Below are 16,497 nucleotides of genomic sequence, written 5' to 3'. Positions count from 1 at the left end.
GTCTATTTTTGTTTGGATTCCAGCCTGTCCAGTTTCTCACAAATCTCCTCCAGCAAAATAAACTGCTTGGATTGGGTATCGTAAATGGTCTTGATCTGTTCTTCCAGCAGCAGATCCATCTTTAAATGAAGTTTGCGGATCTCCATCTCTGCCTTGAGGTTGATCAGGTAATCATTTTCTCCCCGCATCCGGTCTTTCTCTTCCTGCCTGTTTTGGCTCATCATAATGATCGGGGCCTGTAAAGCGGCAATACAGGAAAGAATCAGGTTCATCAGGATAAAGGGATAGGGATCAAAGGCGGCTTTGCCCGATGCGGCAGAATTGTAAATGATCCAGAAAGTAAGCACAATTAAAAACCAGATGATGAATACCCAGCTTCCACCAAAACGCGCGACCTTATCAGAGATCTTCTGTCCTTTGGTGATCATCTCTTCCGGTGGATTCAGTAGGTTATTTACAATGAGCTGCTCCTCTTCAATAGTATCTTTTACAATCTGATGAAGCTTTTTAAGGTGATCATTTTCATCAGACATGAGCTGATTAATTTCTTTGTTTTCCATGGATAAATGAGTGTTGAATGAAGCCTTTTGTGAGTGTGGCCATCGTTTAAATATAGACAATGTCCAATTCTTTAGGTGAATGTGTTATTTTTTATTTTTCTATTGTATTTTTAAAGTTAACTACTTAGTTTTGAGCTAAGAGGGGATTAATTATAGGGACAGCAAAATGTTGTCGTAGTCTTTCTCTGCCGTTCGCCCGGACGGTTACCTAAATTTTATAGATTGTGTGCTGTTGACGCCACCATACGCCGATATACTGCCTGGCTATAGCTGTGTGCAGGAGGTGGTCGTAGTGGTTTTTGATTCGTAGTTAATTAACATAAAAAAACTAACGTATGAGAAAGCAATGCTTATTGTTTGCGCAAAAATGTAATTGTAAAAGTGCAAGGCAAATGTTCAAAAATGATCTGTTTAATTTAAATCAGGGCTATGGACAAGTATAAGATTAATGAATGTATGGAAAAGCTGACTTATAGTCAGCACAAGTTGATTAAGCGACTTATCCCCGAAATTATTAAAGCTTCTATTAACACATTCCACAATTACAGAAAACTTCAGTTGGGCGATGATAAAGACATTCCTTATGAAACGGTCCGGATTCTGGAAGTGCTGTTTGACCTGGAAGTGGGAGGATTGGCGAATTTTAAAGTGAAAGGAAAAAGTTGCCGCGAGCTGTTCAAAGAGCATCATATTGCTATGATACAGCCAAGTGACGCTTACATGTAGCGTATGAAACAAAAACAGGAACCCGTTTTGGGTCCCTGTTTTTTTGTTTGATAGAAGGAGCCATCCTTACTCATGTCTTACGCTCTCATCCGTAAATTCTTGAATTTTGTCTTACATCCTTTTTTTCGTAGCCCTGGGGAAGATCTAATCTGTCTGGGATGAAGAAGGGAGGAGAACAATGAGGTCGGACAGCTCCAGTATTTTTATTTATTGGCCATCACTGCCATTCCTAATTTGGCGTCTACATTAGCCGTGGTTTTTAAACCTTTAGCCCAGATGGTGTAAATTTTTCCTTTTTCAATTTTAACTTTTGGAAGGCTGGCTAAAACATCAGTTTTACCATTTTCTTTGATCTCAAAATTGATTTCATCTCCGGCATCTGCAGCAACGAATAAGCTGGATTCTTTAAATGCTTTTTTAGCAACCAAAGCTTCTGCTTTTCCAGTGATGTTAAGATCAAGGGAACCTGCATCAGGGCTTAAATTAATGAAACGGATTTTTGCTTTATCTGCGGCAGGAGCGGTCAGGTCATCTTCTACAAAAACAATTGTGTTTGCAGTTTGATCCGCAACAAATGCAGAGTAAAATTTATCTTCTTTGAACTCAACAGGAAGTTTTACCAGAATATCAGTAACTCCTTTTTTTGTTGCACTCAACTCCTTTTTACCAGGTTTTACAATAGACAAATAATTGATGACCGTATTGTAGGTAAATGCAATGGTATTTGCTTTGTCTTTATCCACGAAAAAGTCAAGCTCCGCGAATCCCGGTGCAGCATGAACTACGGTCAGGTTTGCTGGCTTTACTACAGGTGGGGTAATCCCGTCTTTATCTTTTTTACATGAACTGAAAATGGTGGTTAACGTTAAGGCGCATACTAAAGTTTTGGCTACTGGAGAAAAGTAATTAGTCATTGTTTTCATTTTTAAGGTTTTTATAAAAATTAGTAATTGGTTAATGGCCATTAACGCTTTGTCTTTTAAAACGAACCTTTCTGTCAAAACGCAACAGGAAGGTTGAAATTAATTTGCAGAATTGAACGAAATTGAGGCTGAAGTTGAGAAAAGCTTGCACTTTCTTCCGTTTTTTGCTAGACGTTTTCTTCAGTTTTTGCTAAAATGACTGATCAACTGGCTAACATCTCTTCTCTATTATTTTTAGGAAATTCTCAAATTGCCGGATCGCATCGGCTACCTGAAAAGGAAACGATGCAGACTAAAATATACCCGCTAACATCAAAGGAAAATTCAATGTCAAAAGAAAAAAACAGGAAAAGATGTATAGCTGTTTTTGTGTTAATGGGGATGTTGATCACCCTGATTAGCCGGAGTGCTTTCGCCGGAAATGCTCCCCAGTTGCTGGTGGAGACGAAAAACAGCCTGCTCGTTTTTAGTATCGGAGGAAATGGAAAACTATACCAAAGTTATTTCGGACAAAAGCCGGGCCATGCCACAGATTATGCCTTGTTGCAATCTACCCGGCATGAGGCTTATATCGGGGCAGGAATGGGCGATCTTTTTGAACCCGCAATCCGTGTGATACATGCCGACGGAAACCCCTCACTAGATCTGGTATATGTTAGCCATAAAACAGAAAAAAAAGGAGATGACCTCAGCCTGACTTCCATTCGGCTGAAAGATCCAAAATATCCGGTAGAAGTGCTGCTCCATTTTGCAGCCTATTTTAAGGATGATGTGATAAAAACCTGGACTGAAATCAGGCACCAGGAAAAAAAGCCCCTGACACTCAGTAATTATGCTTCTTCCATGCTTCATTTTGAAGCTTCAAAATACTGGCTTAGTCAGTTTGACGGAGATTATATGACGGAAATGAGAATGAAAGAAAGCCAGCTGACCACGGGAATAAAAGTACTGGACAGTAAGCTGGGAACAAGGGCACACATGTACCGTGCACCGGCCTTCTTCCTTTCTTTCAATAAACCTTCAGATGAAAATAACGGAGAGCTGATCGCCGGTACACTGGCCTGGTCGGGGAACTTTCAATGTACTTTCGAAATTGATCAGCAAAACTCGCTGCGGGTAATCAATGGCATGAACCCCTATGCTTCTGAATATAAATTGCCGGCAGGAAAAACCTTTGAAACCCCAGCTTTTATATTCACTTACAGCAATAAAGGAAAGGGACAGGCAAGTAGAAACCTGCACCGATGGGCAAGACAATACGAAGTTTTGGACGGTGATCAGCCGCGTTTAACCTTGTTAAATAACTGGGAAGCAACACATATGGATTTTAATGAAAATGTCCTGGTAGAATTGTTTGAGGGGGCGAAGCAGCTTGGGGTAGATTTATTTTTACTGGATGATGGATGGTTTGGTAATAAGTATCCCAGGGACGGGGATAAAACTGCTTTGGGCGACTGGCAGGTGGATAAGAAAAAGCTTCCCAGCGGATTAGGACATCTGGTTAAAGAAGCCGGAAACAGAAATCTGAAGTTTGGCATCTGGCTGGAACCGGAAATGATCAGCCCTAAAAGTGAGCTCTATGAACAACATCCCGACTGGATCCTGAAATTGCCCAACAGGGAAGAATCTTATTCCAGAAACCAGCTGGTACTGGACCTGATTAATCCTAAGGTTCAGGATTTTGTCTTTAACCTGCTGAACGACCTGCTGACAGAAAATCCGGACATCGCTTTTATCAAATGGGATTGCAACAGGATGCTTACCAATACCTATTCCCCATTTCTGAAGGAGAATCAGGGCAACCTGTTCATTGACTATACCAAAAGTCTGTATCAAGTGATGGAACGTCTGAGGAAAAAATATCCTCATTTGCCGATCATGCTATGCGCGGGAGGGGGAGGTCGTGTAGATTACGGCGGACTGAAATATTTTAGTGAATTCTGGCCAAGTGACAATACAGACGGACTGGAAAGGGTATTCATCCAATGGGGATATCTGAATTTTTTTCCTTCACTTACGGTATCCAGTCACGTCACTTCCATGGGAAAACAATCCCTGAAATTCCGTACGGATGTGGCGATGATGGGAAAACTGGGATATGATATCCGGGTGAAAAACCTGTCACCGGATGAAATCAGGTTCAGTAACGCCGCGGTGCAAACCTATAAGAGAATCAGTGAGGTCATCTGGTTTGGCGATTTGTACCGTCTGGTTTCCCCATACGAAGAAAACAGGGCGGTATTAATGTATGTGAACGAAGCCAGAAATAAGGCCGTGCTGTTCAGTTATCTCCTTAATTTCAGAAGAAAAGAGTATATGGGAAAAGTCCTGCTGTCAGGATTGGATCCGGACAAGAGGTATAAAATTAAAGAAATCAATCTTTTGCCCGATGCGGTTTCTACACATCCGGATAACGGAAAATCTTATACTGGGGATTACCTCATGAAGGTGGGGTTAAACTTATCTCCTGGAAAGATCAGCCCCTTAAGCAGTGCTGTGTTTGAGTTGGTTATGGAATGAAAGGAGGATAAAAAGAGCGACATATAGGCTAATCAGAGAGATAAATATCTGACGGTTTTTTTTTCAATTAGATCATCAAATATAAACCGATCAAACCTTTAATTCATGATTAACCGAGCATTTTCTCTTTCTGGGTACCTTATGGTATTTATGTACTGCTGCTGTAGTCTGCAGGTGCTGGCAAAACGGCCGGCTGTTTATCATCCGTTTTATAGAAAGGTTCCCGAAGGAAATCTGAAGCCAGCGGTATTGAATTCAGATCAGGGTAGTTTCGTAGTGAAGGGAAAAGTGAGGGATGCGGAAGGAACTTTACCCAGTGTGATTGTTAAACTTAAAGGAACGGCTGTTGCTACCAGCACGGATGAAAACGGAAATTATAGCCTGACCATTCCCGAAGGTTCGGGAATCCTGGTCTTCAGTTCAATAGGTTATATCGCTCAGGAAATCCCGGTAAACAATAGAAATGTAATTGACGTTACGTTGCTTGCTGAAAATAAAACCCTGACGGAAGTGATTGTTGTAGGTTATGGAACACAGCGCAAATCCGACATCACCGGATCTATAGTTTCTGTTAATGAAAAGGCTTTAAGGGAAGTGCCCGTTGCCAATTTGTCTCAGGCTTTACAGGGAAAAGGAGCGGGTATCGACATTCAAAAAGGAGGAGGGAATAGTAAACCCGGAGCTTCCCCGGTGATCCGGATCCGTGGCGTACGGTCGATCAGTGCAGATAACGGGCCGCTGTTTGTAGTCGACGGAATTCCATTTAATGGAAATATAAATGACCTGAACCCTGATGATGTAGTCTCATTGGAAGTGCTTAAAGATGCTTCTTCTACGGCGATTTATGGTTCCAGGGGAGCAAACGGTGTCATCCTGGTCAGCACAAAAAGAGGGGCACCTGGTACTCCCGTTGTGACCTATAGCGGCTATGCGGGGTTAACCAAAAACCTGGGAGAAATCAATGTGATGAACGGAGCCCAGTTTGCCGACTTAAAAAAATGGGCGGTGGTAAACGGGAATTATGTAGATGGCAAACCGAAATATACCGGAATCGATGATCCCAGGTTACTGACCGATGGCATATTTGCGGCAGAAGAACTGGAAGGGATCAAATCGGGCAGGAGCACCAACTGGCAGGACCTGATCTATAAAACAGGTTTGAATACCAATCATCAGGTCGGTGTTTCCGGAGGAGTAGAAAAAACACAATATGCCGTATCTGCGGGATACCATAATGAAACCGGAATTTACCCCGGACAGGCATTTGAACGCTTTAGTGTAAAGGCCAGTTTTGATCAGCAGCTGGGTAAAATTGTAAAAGTCGGACTGAGTAGTTTAAATACTTACAATACCACTCGGGGAGAAGGGGCAAACCCGATGGGACAAGTGCTGCGTGCGAGTCCGCTTACCACTCCTTACGATAAAAACGGAGGCCTTGTGGGTTTTGTACCAGGAAGTGCAAATCAGGTCTGGAATCCGCTCGGTGATTTTGTGCCGGGCGCAAAGGAAGAAAACAGGAAACGGTTCGGCACTTTTACCACTTTATATGTGGATGTGAAGGTTGCAGAAGGATTTAAGTATAAGTTTAATGCCGGTACGGAGATCAAATCTGATAACTATGGGAATTTTTATGGAAGCGCAACCTCGAACAACCTCGGCGGCTTGTCTACATCCAGTAACCGCAATAGTTTCAGAAGTAATTATACCCTGGAAAATATCCTGACCTATGACAAAACTTTTGCCCTTAACCACCGGATCAACCTGACGGGCTTATTCAGCTTTCAGGAATCACTGAGCCAGTCGAACAGGTTTAATAACAATGATATTGCCGGTGAATTGTTGTACTATAACCCTACTTTCGGTGCCAACCTTACCGGAAGCGGGGAGTACGAAAAATGGGCCATCGTGTCTTATATGGGACGATTAAATTATGGCTATAAAAATAAATACCTGATGACGCTGACCATGCGTTCCGATGGTTCCTCACGACTGGCGCCGGGAAGTAAATACCAGCTGTTTCCCTCTGCAGCACTGGCCTGGAATGTGCTCGAAGAGTCTTTCCTGAAAGGGACTAAGACATGGTCAAACCTGAAGCTCAGGGCGAGTTACGGAAGAGTTGGAAATACAGCAATCGATGCGTATCAGACTTTGGGAAGCCTGGGTGCTGCCGTGTATAATTTTGGTGATCAGACCACTACCGGAGTTTACCTGGCTAATGTGGTAAATCCTGGTTTAAGATGGGAGTACACGACAACTGCCAATATCGGGCTGGATTTTGGCTTATTTGACAACCGGATTTCCGGATCAGTTGAAGCCTATAAGTCTTTTACCGAAGATCTGTTATTACCTCAAAACTTGCCGGCTACCTCCGGAATTCCTAATTCTATCCTGACGAATGTAGGAAAAACAGAGAATAAAGGACTGGAATTTCAGATCAGTACGGTGAATTTTAAGGGGGATGGAAAAAAGGAATTCTCCTGGACATCGGATGTAAATGTTTTTATCAATAGAGGGAAAATCACGGCATTGCAGGAAAATGTTACCAACGACATTACCAACAGCAGGTTTGTCGGGCAACCTATCGGAACGATTTATGATTACCGGAGGTTGGGCATCTGGCAAAATACAGCAGCAGATTCTGCCCTGGCGAGAAGTCTGGGCCTTTCATTAAGCGGAACGGGTTCTGTGATCGGGAATATCAAAGTAGACAATGCGAACACCACACCAAATGCTGCAGGAGAACAGCGCATCAATGCGGACGACCGGGTGTTCATCGGCTCCAGTCAGCCGAAATGGTCGGGTGGTTTAACCAATCGCTTTGCCTACCGCAATTTTGATTTTACAGTAGTGGCTTTTGGCCGTTTCGGAAGCACGATTGTAAGCCGGGTACACAACAGCGGGTTTGCCAATACTTTTCAGGGGAATTACAACAATCTGAATGTCCGTTACTGGACGCCAACAAACCAGGAGAATTACTGGCCGAAGCCGAATGCAGCTTCTACCAATACGCCAAATAACTCTACACTTGGATACTTTGACGGAACTTTTGTAAAGATCCGGAGCTTAACACTAGGTTATGTTCTGCCGGCTTCGGTGCTGACAAAAATCGGGGGCAAATCACTGCGGGTATATGCCACGGCCAATGATGCCTTTATCCTGTTTTCAAAATACCGCAATAAATACAGTGGTATAGATCCCGAAGCCATTGGCAGTGACAACAACAGAGGGGATGTAAATGTCGATACCCCGGCATCCTATTCCATTATTTTCGGACTTAATATGACGCTTTAATTCAATTAAAAGACCATGAGAAAGATCGCTATACTACTATATGCCTGCTTTACTTTAGCAGGAATTTCGGGTTGTAAAAAACAACTCAATGAAGAACCTCATTCCATTCTCACCCCGGAATTTTTCCGCACCACTCAGGGATTTAAAAAAGGGCTGGATGCGGCCTATGCGGGAACCAGAATGCTTTGGGGGACCCAGAACCTGTTCACTATGACGGTCATTGGTACGGATGAATTTTATACCGGAAAGGACGGTAACAATGACATCAATAAATACAACAGCAATTACAATACTTCCAATGGAACAGTTGCGGCAGTATGGAAGGAGTGTTATGTGCACATCAATACCTGCAATGGAATTATAGAAAATGCGCCGCAGGTAACGGGAATTGATGAAGCCGCTAAGGACAGAATGGTTGCCGAGGCTAAATTTTTAAGGGCCAATTTTTATTTTCTACTGGTACAGTTCTGGGGAGATGTGACGCTGAATAAAAGCTTTCAGACTGCGGCAACTACCGCTGCGGGCAGAAACTCTTTGGCTGAAGTGTACGACTTCATCATTGGGGATTTGAAAGAAGCAATCGCTACACCTGGTTTATATGCCAGTCCAAAAGCTGCGGGTGTACGTCCGGGACAGGCCAATAAAGCTGCAGCAATGCATGTGCTGGCTAAAGTTTATCTGGCCAGGGCAGGCTCTTCTGCTCAGAAAAATACGGATTACAAGGATGCGTATACGAATGCAATGGCGGTGATCAACAACAGCGGCCTGGCATTGCTTCCTGATTTCGGACAGGTATATGCAGAGGGAAATGAAGGAAGCAATGAAGTCCTGTGGAGTGTTCAGCATACCCCGAATTTAGCCTATAATGGACCTAACAATAGTGGAGGGGCCGATAACGTGTTGAACCACATGTGGGTTCCCCAATACGAATTGCAGCCTGGAATGATGCGGGATGTGTTTTATGGAAGGCCTTATATTCGTTGTGTCCCGACACCATGGCTTACCAATACCGCTTTTCAGGAAAGGGTAAATGATACCCGTTATAAAAAGACATTTCAAACGGTCTGGTATTGCAATAATGAAGCTTCTATTCCGGTATGGACAGCACCTCTGCCGCCGGGAGCACCTGCTAATGCAGTGGTTGGAAAACCCAAATTTGCATTGGGAGACACCGCGATTTTTATGCCTGGAAAAGACGTGACCAACGCACAGATTGCAGCTGCCAGGTACCTGCTGATTCCGCCACGAAATTATACAACGAGCCTTTCTCCTTATATGCAGAAGTATAATGATACCAAACGGGCAGATCTGAATTATCCTTCGATCCGGTCGGTAATTGTGTACCGTCTTGGGGAAACCTACCTGATTGCTGCAGAAGCGGCATTTATGGGTGGAGCAACTGCTGCGGATGCACTAAATAACCTGAATGTGATCCGCAGAAGAGCGGCATTTCCAAACCCGAATCCGGAGCTGATGAATGTAAACAACATCCCTTCACTTGATTTTATCCTTGATGAACGTTCCCGGGAACTTTGTGGTGAACTGACGCGCTGGTTGGATCTGGTCAGAACGGGTAAGCTGGAAGAAAGGGTGAAATTGTATAATAATGAAGCGAAAGGCAATATCAAACCTTTCCATATTTTACGCCCCATCCCTCAATCACAAATTGATGCCACGACTACGGGCCCGTCCTATCCTCAGAATGCAGGTTGGTTTTAATATAAACAGCATGAATATAAAAAAGAATACATGAAAAAGATCCTGATTTCCGGCCTGATTTCTATCGCCTTTCTGACCATTGGAAAAGCTGCTGATACCCATATTCTCAAGTATGGCGCTGTTCCGGATGGCAGCACCCTGAATACGCTGGCCATTCAAAAGGCCATTGATGAATGCCATCAATCTGGAGGGGGCAAAGTCATTTTCCCGGCCGGAAGATTTCTTTCCGGTACCATTGTGTTAAAAGATAACGTGACCCTCTATCTGGAAAAGGAGGCTGTGCTGCTCGGAAGTACGGAGCTGAAAGACTATACGAATATGGATCCTTTTACGGAAGGTCTGGGGATTGATGTAGGCTGGGCTTTGCTGGTCGCCATTGACGCCCGGAACATTGGTATTGAAGGCGCTGGCATAATCGACGGACAAGGGGCGGCAATCAAAGCAAAACATATTTTGACGGATACGCGCCCGGAGGGGCAACGCTGGGGCTTAAGGCCTTTTCTGGTCCGCATTGTACGTTGTACCGGAGTAAAAGTAACCGGGGTTACGCTGAAGTATGCCGGAGCCTGGACTTCTCATTATTTTCAGAGTAAAGAGATCCGTATTGAGGGCCTGAAGATCGAGAGTATAGGAGTGGCTCATAATGACGGAATCGGGATTGACGGATGCCAGAACGTAAGGATTAAAGATTGTGATATTGTGAGTGGTGATGATGCCCTTGTCTTTAAAACGACTTCAGAAAAAATGGCCTGTAAGGATATCGTGGTGTCGGGATTACGCTTAAAAAGCAACCAGGCGGGCATAAAAATAGGAACAGAATCGATGGCCGGTTTTGAAAATATAGAGATCTCAGATTGCCATATTTACGATACCAGGAACGGGGGGATCAAATTGCTGACGGTAGATGGGGCAAAGGTAAAGAATATCAGGATCTCTGACATCAGCATGAACAATGTAAGAACGCCCATGTTGTTTCGGCTGGGCTCCAGGCTCAGTGTTTTTCGTAAAGGAGAAAGCAAACAGCAAACGGGAATCATGGATCAGGTGAGCATTAAAAATGTAAAGGCTGTTGCAGCAGATGATGCGCAACTGATGCCCCCCAGCGGAATCCTGATTACGGGTGTTCCGGGTCATGACATTACCAACCTGAAGCTTGAAAATATAGAAATTACCCTGGCAGGAGGGGGGACTGAAAAAGATACTGAAGTAGTAGTTCCGGAAGCGGTAGATCAATATCCGGAAGTGAAAACCTTTGGCCCCAAAATTCCTGCCTATGGCTTATGGGCCAGACATGTAAAAGGGCTGAAGGTCATCAATGTGAAATTTATTCTCAAGGCCAAAGACTTGCGTCCGGCATTTGTTTATGACGATGTGAAGGAATTGGTTAATCCATAGGGGGCATGCCAAAGGAAGCCCATTCTTCTTTAGAGGGGCCATAGATCCCCGGAACAGGTAATCCAAGCATACGCATAATTACCGTCATCTGACTGCGGTGGTGGCTTTCATGGGCAATCAGAACGGAAAGAATTTTTCCCTTTTTCCATTCTTCACCATACATGTTTACCAGGTCATCAAGATTGGAATCTGTCCACTTTAACCGTACGGTTCGCATCAGTAAAGTATTGTAATTGACATAGGTTTCAATCAGTTCAGGCAGGGTAGCCGGAATGGGAAGTTCATGCAGCAGGTCGGTTTCAAATAAGCCTGCATTTTTACCCATTTCTGTAAGCGTTTGGGTGATGTGCCAGGCCAGACGCTCCAGAGAACGTACATTTTCATGAATTTTTACTGATTTTGTTTCCTCGGTAAGGTTCGAAAATAGTTTTACGGTACTTGACTCTTCTTCTTTACGTGTGGTCAGGAAATCTTCAATGCTACGGTACATAATTCTCAGGTGTTGTGTGATACGAAGGTGCAAAGATTTCTGCAATTGCTCAAATAAGATTGAATTCTTGAGATAAATTCTGCGTTCGTACCCAAATATCTGCGCTTATGTATTTTTTATTTCTTAGCGTTTCCGGATTGGTATATTTGTTAAGCAATTATGGAAAAGCCACTTAACAATAACCGATTTAGTCTTTACTGGAAATGTCAGCTCATCGGCTGGTCGCTGGCTTCTCTGTACTGGTTATTCCCGGCGATGTTAAACAGCCGGTATTTTAACCCAACAGCCGGATTGATTCATTTTATATTCGATGTGGCCATTGGGATCGGATTGACACATGCCTACCGGAGCCTTGCAAAAAAGAACCGCTGGGCCCTTCTGGAAACCAGCCGGCTGATATGGCGCATGATTCCTGCAGTCTTATTGATGGCATTATGGTATATGATCTTAATCTGCGCCAAGCTTTCCTGGATTAACGATTATTTTTTCCTGATTAATGGAAACAGGGTCAGTAAATCTTTTCCTGAAATGTATGTTTCTTACCGGGAGTTTTTATCCAATAACGGACTAACTGTTTTTATGACGGGGCTGCGCTTAATGTCGATCTGGGTATTGGCTTATCATCTTTATTTATATGCGCAAAGAGAGATTCAGACAACAAAAGAGAACGCGCGTCTGGTACTGATGGCTAAAGAAAAACAGCTGAGTAACCTCTCTGCCCAACTCAATCCACATTTCCTGTTCAATTCTTTGAATAACATTAAAGCACTGGTTATCGATGACCCAAAAGCGGCAAGAAGGGGAATCGACCTTTTATCCGAGCTCCTCAGAATTTCACTTTATCGGAAGGAATCTATTTTAATTCCGATCAAAGATGAGCTGGAGCTGGTGAAGGATTACCTGGAACTGGAAAAGCTGAGGTTTGGAGACCGGATGGAAAGTTGTATTGAGCTGAAAACTGACCTGGATCATTTACTCATTCCGCCATTATCTATTCATACCCTGGTTGAAAATGCAATTAAACACGGCATCGCAAATGAAAAGGAAGGAGGACTGATCCGTATAGAAGTCTGCAAAGAGGGAGCACAGGGATTAAGGATCAGTGTATTAAGTCCCGGGATTTTAGATGCCGAAAGAGGTAAAAAAGGAGTGGGGCTCAACAACCTGGAGGAGCGCTTAGCCCTGCAGTATGAGGGAAAAGCAAGTGTTGCCTTAATGCTTTTCGATTATAACATCGTATTGGCCACCATCATTATTCCTTTGCCATAAGACGATGATAAACGCCATTAACAAATAATTACCCACTGATGAAAAAAATGAAAGTTCTGATTGTTGACGATGAGCGGGCTGCGAGAGAGGAAGTCAGGCGCACCTTGTTAAATTATCCTTATTGTGAGGTAGTCGGGGAAGCAAAAAATGCGGATGAAGCAAGGGCTGAAATAAAAATGAAGTCGCCGGACCTTATTTTTCTGGACATTCAGATGCCTGGGGAATCGGGATTTGAACTGCTGGCTTCCCTGGAAGAGGTACCGGAAGTGATCTTTACCACGGCCTTCGACCAGTATGCACTGCAGGCTTTTGAAGTGAATGCACTGGATTACCTGATGAAACCGATCAGGGATGAGCGCTTTGCCAAGGCGATGGAACGGATGAGCGAAAAGAGAACGAAAAGAGCGGAACAGCGTTTAACCTCAGAACGGACTATTTTTATCAAAGACGGAGAACGCTGTCACTTTGTAAAACTAAAGGACATTTATCTGATAGAATCTATGGATAACTATGCCCGTTTGTATTTTGGAACGCAGAAGGCCTTTCTTAAAACCTCGTTGAACCAGTTGAATGAAAAGCTGGAGGGCCTGACTTTTTTTAGGATCAACCGGAACCAGATCATCAACCTCAATTATATCAAAGAAATTTATCCAATGCCAAAAGGAAAGCTACGCATCAGTTTGCAAACGGGAGACGTCCTGGATGTATCTGACCGGCAGTCCGTCAGGTTCAAACTCCTGAATGGGGTTTAGGATCTTCTTATTATAAATTTTAAGCTAAAAAAATGAAAACAACAATCCAGTTAATTTTGGTTTGCATGGCTCCTTTTGCCTGTGCTTTCGGGCAGCAGACCACACCTGCAGTACAAAAAGAAGTACCTGCAGCAGACATCTATGATATTCAGGATCGTATATTGATTAAAACTAAAGGCGGTCAGCAGCTGTCGGCAATCGTGGTGCGTAAAAAGGAATGGAAAGCGCCACAGGCAACTGCTTTATTTTTCACGATCTATGCCGATCATGAAAAGAACCTTGCCGAAGCAAAACGTTCCGCAGATCGTGGATATGTGGGAGTCGTGGCAAATTCCAGAGGGAAAGCTTTGAGTCCGGATCAGATCAATCCTTATGAGACAGAGGCGGAAGATGTAAATGGAGTGATCGACTGGATCAGTAAGCAAGGCTGGAGCGACGGGCGTGTGGCGATGTATGGCGGAAGTTATTCGGGTTTTGCGGCCTGGGCGGCCACAAAACACTTACATCCTGCATTAAAAACAATCATTCCATACGTGGCGGCAATTCCCGGATTTGGCCTGCCAATGGAAAATAACATTTTCCTGAACGCTAATTATGGATGGGGTTTTTATGTGAGCAATCATAAATACCTGGATACCACCAACTATTACAACCAGAAACACTGGAGGGATATGCAGTTTAACTGGTACCATAGTGGCCTTCCTTATCGTAAAATCGACAGTATTGAAGGCCGGCCAAATCCATTGCTGCAACGCTGGATTCAACATCCCGCCTACGACCGGTACTGGCAGAATATGGTGCCCTGGAAGGAAGATTTTGCAAAAATCAACATCCCTGTATTGTCCATTACCGGCTATTATGATGACGGACAGATTTCAGCGCTCCGCTATTTTAAAGAACATTATAAATACCATAGAAATGCGGATCATTACCTGATCATTGGCCCTTATGATCATTTTGGGGCACAGCGGGGTGGAAGCCCGGTATTGAGAGATTATAAAGTAGATCCGGTGAGCCTGATCAATACGGCTCAGATTACTTACGAATGGATGGATTATGTTTTGAAAGGGGGACCGAAGCCGGCATTGCTGAAGGATAAAATAAACTATCAGGTGATGGGCGCAAATGAATGGAAACATGCGCCGTCAATTGATAAAATGAGCAATCAGGTTCAGCGCCTTTACCTGACTGATCTAAAGTCGGGGGAAAACCATTTGTTACTACCTGGAAAGCCGGTTAAAGCGGGATTTTCCTTACAGGAAGTAGATTTTGCAGACCGCAACCATACCAATAATGATTACTATCCTTATCCTATCGTTCGTAAGGAACTGGACCGTTCTACAGGCTTGTATTTTATTTCTTCCCCATTTGAAGAAGAGGTCTCTGTAGATGGAATTTTCAGCGGGGTCCTGAAAGCAGAAATCAATAAAAAAGACATGGATGTCGGATTGGTTTTATATGAACTGATGCCTGATGGACAGTATTTTCACCTGTCTTACTTTTTAGGGCGTGCCAGCTATGCCCAGGACATGACCAGACGGACATTATTGAAAGCAGGGGCAATCAATACCATCCCCTTTTCCAGTACCCGTATGTTTAGCCGCCGTTTAAGTAAAGGAAGCCGCCTGCTGGTGGTTCTGGATATCAATAAAAATCCCTTTGCCCAAATCAATTACGGCACAGGAAAAGAGGTCAGTGAAGAAAGTATTGCAGATGCAAAAGTTCCTTTAAAAATCAAATGGTCTACAGACAGTTATGTGGATATCCCGGTCTGGAAATACTAGCTGTCTTTGATCTTCAGGTGGTCCTGAACCTGGTCTAAAAGCCCCTGTATGTCGTCAATCGGAAAATCTCCTCTTTTTCCATAGGTAATCAGACGCAGGTATTCCCCTAAAACAAGGCTCTGTCCATACTTGGTTCTGGACCATAGCTGTCTGTTGACGGGGAATTCTGCCTGATCCGATGGCAGGGGAAATGGGATACAATAGAGCTTAATGTCAGGGAAAAACCGTTTTAAAGATAAGGATGCCCTGGTTGAAGCATAAGAATGAGAAATAAAAGTGATACTTTTTATCTGATCAAAGGAAAATATTTTCCGTGCCTCGGTTACATTTTCAAGGGTGTTCCTGGAAATGACTTCCAGGACAATCTGTTTGTCTGCATATTTCTTCGCAGAAATAAAGGAGCGGATACTTTCCGATTCCGGTTTATGGTGATAATAGGACCCGCCAAAGTTGGCTACCCCACCGGTAATTAAAACTTTATTGATGATTTCAGTATCCAAAAGATCGCAGATCAGGTCTGCGATTTCTTTATGCTTTACATTGGATCCGAAAACAAAGAGCAGGTCTGAAGGGATAATATGCTCTTTCTGGAAACAAAGGTCGGTTAATACCGATACGAGTTCCGGGTCCATAATGGGACATTGTGGGGTTTTTAAAATCTCCCTGTGCAGTTCTTCTGGTTTCATATCCTGAAATTGACGATGTGTAAATATGAAAAGGATACCCCTCCTTCCTATTTTATTATGCCTATAACAATATTTGCCCCTACAAATTTGGAGTTCCCCCGAACTCCTTGTTTAATATAGCTATGTTTACGGAAATAAACAATATTTCTACCCATATCTGGTGATGTTCCGTATTAAACTCAATATCGGTAGATCTGATGAAGCTTCAATTGTTTTTTTTGTTCATTATGAAATCGGAATAATTCAGTCCTGCTTTTTTAAAACAAATCACTATATTTCTTATCACATGATAATATGTCTTAAAGCATTTATAGATTACCTTTACCAGCAATAAAAGGGGTATACAGGAGATTAATAAAATGAAATGGATCATCGCAATCTG

General features: G+C 43.3%; 12 protein-coding genes. 8 read left to right on the top strand and 4 right to left on the bottom strand.

Going from position 1 to position 16,497, the window contains the following annotated elements:
* Positions 1-2: 2 nt before the first annotated feature.
* Positions 3-560 carry a DUF1003 domain-containing protein gene (locus tag BFS30_RS00210; protein WP_069377427.1) on the bottom strand — a complete coding sequence of 186 codons (558 nt, stop codon included), beginning with the start codon at positions 558-560 and terminating at the stop codon, positions 3-5.
* A gap of 429 nt (positions 561-989) precedes the next feature.
* Here BFS30_RS00210 and BFS30_RS00205 point away from each other — a divergent pair, with 429 nt between their 5' ends.
* Positions 990-1,286, top strand: a complete 297-nt coding sequence (locus BFS30_RS00205) for a hypothetical protein (protein WP_069377426.1) — start codon at positions 990-992, stop codon at positions 1,284-1,286.
* 203 nt (positions 1,287-1,489) lie between these two features.
* On the opposite strand, the gene BFS30_RS00200 is transcribed toward BFS30_RS00205, so the two are convergent.
* Positions 1,490-2,209, bottom strand: a complete 720-nt coding sequence (locus BFS30_RS00200; protein ID WP_069382205.1) for a DUF4397 domain-containing protein — start codon at positions 2,207-2,209, stop codon at positions 1,490-1,492.
* Between the two features lie 327 nt (positions 2,210-2,536).
* On the opposite strand from BFS30_RS00200, the gene BFS30_RS00195 reads away from it, so the two are divergent.
* The 4 genes from BFS30_RS00195 to BFS30_RS00180 all read left to right on the top strand — a co-directional run bounded on the left by BFS30_RS00195 (position 2,537) and on the right by BFS30_RS00180 (position 11,134).
* The gene (locus BFS30_RS00195) at positions 2,537-4,729 is read left to right on the top strand and encodes an alpha-galactosidase (RefSeq protein WP_069382204.1); all 2,193 of its coding nucleotides are present in this window, start codon (positions 2,537-2,539) and stop codon (positions 4,727-4,729) included.
* A gap of 105 nt (positions 4,730-4,834) precedes the next feature.
* Complete coding sequence (locus BFS30_RS00190; RefSeq protein WP_157262836.1) at positions 4,835-8,020, top strand: SusC/RagA family TonB-linked outer membrane protein; 3,186 nt, start codon at positions 4,835-4,837, stop codon at positions 8,018-8,020.
* Positions 8,021-8,035: 15 nt separating this feature from the next.
* A complete protein-coding gene (locus BFS30_RS00185; protein WP_069377425.1) occupies positions 8,036-9,739 on the top strand; it encodes a RagB/SusD family nutrient uptake outer membrane protein in 1,704 nt (567 codons plus the stop codon).
* Positions 9,740-9,769: 30 nt separating this feature from the next.
* Positions 9,770-11,134, top strand: coding sequence for a glycoside hydrolase family 28 protein (locus BFS30_RS00180; protein ID WP_069377424.1), 1,365 nt, complete (start codon positions 9,770-9,772; stop codon positions 11,132-11,134).
* On the opposite strand, the gene BFS30_RS00175 is transcribed toward BFS30_RS00180, so the two are convergent.
* Positions 11,124-11,624 carry a DinB family protein gene (locus BFS30_RS00175; RefSeq protein ID WP_069377423.1) on the bottom strand — a complete coding sequence of 167 codons (501 nt, stop codon included), beginning with the start codon at positions 11,622-11,624 and terminating at the stop codon, positions 11,124-11,126. The genes BFS30_RS00180 and BFS30_RS00175 overlap by 11 nt on opposite strands.
* A gap of 159 nt (positions 11,625-11,783) precedes the next feature.
* On the opposite strand from BFS30_RS00175, the gene BFS30_RS00170 reads away from it, so the two are divergent.
* The 3 genes from BFS30_RS00170 to BFS30_RS00160 are packed head-to-tail and all read left to right on the top strand — an operon-like array spanning position 11,784 to position 15,429.
* On the top strand, positions 11,784-12,893 hold the full coding sequence (locus BFS30_RS00170) for a sensor histidine kinase (protein ID WP_069377422.1): 1,110 nt from the start codon (positions 11,784-11,786) through the stop codon (positions 12,891-12,893).
* 38 nt (positions 12,894-12,931) lie between these two features.
* The gene (locus tag BFS30_RS00165) at positions 12,932-13,645 is read left to right on the top strand and encodes a LytR/AlgR family response regulator transcription factor (RefSeq protein WP_208603019.1); all 714 of its coding nucleotides are present in this window, start codon (positions 12,932-12,934) and stop codon (positions 13,643-13,645) included.
* Between the two features lie 32 nt (positions 13,646-13,677).
* Positions 13,678-15,429, top strand: a complete 1,752-nt coding sequence (locus BFS30_RS00160) for a CocE/NonD family hydrolase (protein WP_069377421.1) — start codon at positions 13,678-13,680, stop codon at positions 15,427-15,429.
* On the opposite strand, the gene BFS30_RS00155 is transcribed toward BFS30_RS00160, so the two are convergent.
* Positions 15,426-16,115 (bottom strand): YdcF family protein, encoded by a 690-nt coding sequence (locus BFS30_RS00155; protein ID WP_069377420.1) that lies wholly within the window; start codon positions 16,113-16,115, stop codon positions 15,426-15,428. The genes BFS30_RS00160 and BFS30_RS00155 overlap by 4 nt on opposite strands.
* Positions 16,116-16,497: the final 382 nt, after the last annotated feature.

The sequence above is a fragment of the Pedobacter steynii genome (assembly GCF_001721645.1).
Classification (GTDB): domain Bacteria; phylum Bacteroidota; class Bacteroidia; order Sphingobacteriales; family Sphingobacteriaceae; genus Pedobacter; species Pedobacter steynii_A.
Note: the sequence above shows the minus strand (reverse complement) of the source record. Positions and strands in the feature narration are given on the sequence as shown.